The organism is Streptomyces sp. NPDC001153 (assembly GCF_053598315.1).
The window spans coordinates 1-1334 of sequence record NZ_JBSFJZ010000136.1 but is presented as its reverse complement, the minus strand read 5'-3'; the positions used below and the strand labels follow the sequence as shown (position 1 = coordinate 1334).

Here is a 1334-nt window from a genome sequence, read left to right as displayed (position 1 = left end):
GTTGCCGGTGCCGGCCTCGGTGAGGATGCCGAGTTTGACCAGGCGTTTCAGCTTGGCGCGGGTGCCCTCGACGTTTTTCGCCAGCAGTTCGTGGCCGAGGGCTGCGCAGACGTCCTTGGCTCGTAGCGGTCCGGTCGCGTGGTTGAAGGCGGCGAGGATGCGGGGGTAGTCCGGGTGCTCGGGCAGCTCTGGCGCGACGGCCGGGAGCCGGTCGGCGAGGCCGGTGACGGTCTTGCGGGTGATCGCGAGGTGCTCCAAGTGCGTCTCGGCCTCCCGCAACCGGGTCTGCAGGTCGTCGATCTGTGCGCGGAGGTCGTCGGCCAGGGCCCGGGCGGCTTCTTCCTGGAGGTCCAGGGCATCGAGCAGCGGCCGGATGTTCACGCTGCCACCGCCTGCGCCGTGCGCCAGGTGGGGGCGTTCGCGCCGGTGAGGCGTCGGGTCATGACGTGGGTCATCGCCCAGTAGACGCGGGAGGCGGAGGAGGAGGGGCGGTGCTCGTAGTCGCGGACCAGGCGCCGGTGCAGTATCAGGATCCCGTAGGTCTGCTCGACCCTCCACCGCTTCGGCTGCGGCACGAACCCCTTGTACTGCGGGTTGCGTGCGACGATCTCGACGTCAATTCCCAGGCCGACGCCGTGCATGACGACCTGGTTCTTGAAGCCCTGGTCGACCAGGGCCTTGCGGACGGTTCCGCCGCCGTGCTCGGCGACCTGGTCCAGCAGGATGATGCCCGCGGCGTTGTCGTGGGTGTTCGCGGCGAGGACGACGACCGCGATGACCAGGCCGAGGACGTCCACGGCCAGGCCGCGTTTGCGGCCGGGCACCCGCTTGGCCGGATCATGGCCGGTCGTGGAAGCAGGGACCCCGGCGGCCACATGGACACTCTGGGTGTCCAGCACCACCAGGGTCGGGTCCTCTAATCGGCGAGCGCGTTCGCGGACCTGGCAGCGCAGGAGTTCATGGATGACCTGGTCGGTTCCGTCGTCCCGCCAGGCAGCGAAGTAGTAGTAGGTCGCGCTCTTCTGCGGCAGATCGTGCGGGAGGTAGGCCCACTGGCAGCCGGTCCGCCCCTGGTAGAGGATCGCGTTCACGATCTCCCGCATGTCGTAGGCGCCCTGATGACCGCTGACCGAGCGGTGCCGGTCCTTCCACGCGGTGATCACCGGCTCGATCAACGACCACTGCTCGTCCGATAAGTCACTCGGATATGGCTTGCGTTCACTCACCCGAACACATCACCAGATCAACCACCGCGGGCCGGCAGATTCCGCCCCGCCGCCACACCATCAGGCGACAGCAGATCCACTCAAAGACTCACGAACCGCCCACTAAGA

General features: G+C 68.0%; 2 protein-coding genes. Both read right to left on the bottom strand.

The genetic code is table 11. From position 1 onward, the window contains the following. The coding region (locus ACWDEN_RS48105; protein WP_450864475.1) for a hypothetical protein at window positions 1-381 on the bottom strand (381 nt) is incomplete at its 3' end. Then, the gene (locus ACWDEN_RS48100) at window positions 378-1226 is read right to left on the bottom strand and encodes an IS5 family transposase (RefSeq protein WP_450864473.1); all 849 of its coding nucleotides are present in this window, start codon (window positions 1224-1226) and stop codon (window positions 378-380) included. The genes ACWDEN_RS48100 and ACWDEN_RS48105, both read right to left, overlap by 4 nt. Between the last annotated feature and the right edge of the window lie 108 nt (window positions 1227-1334).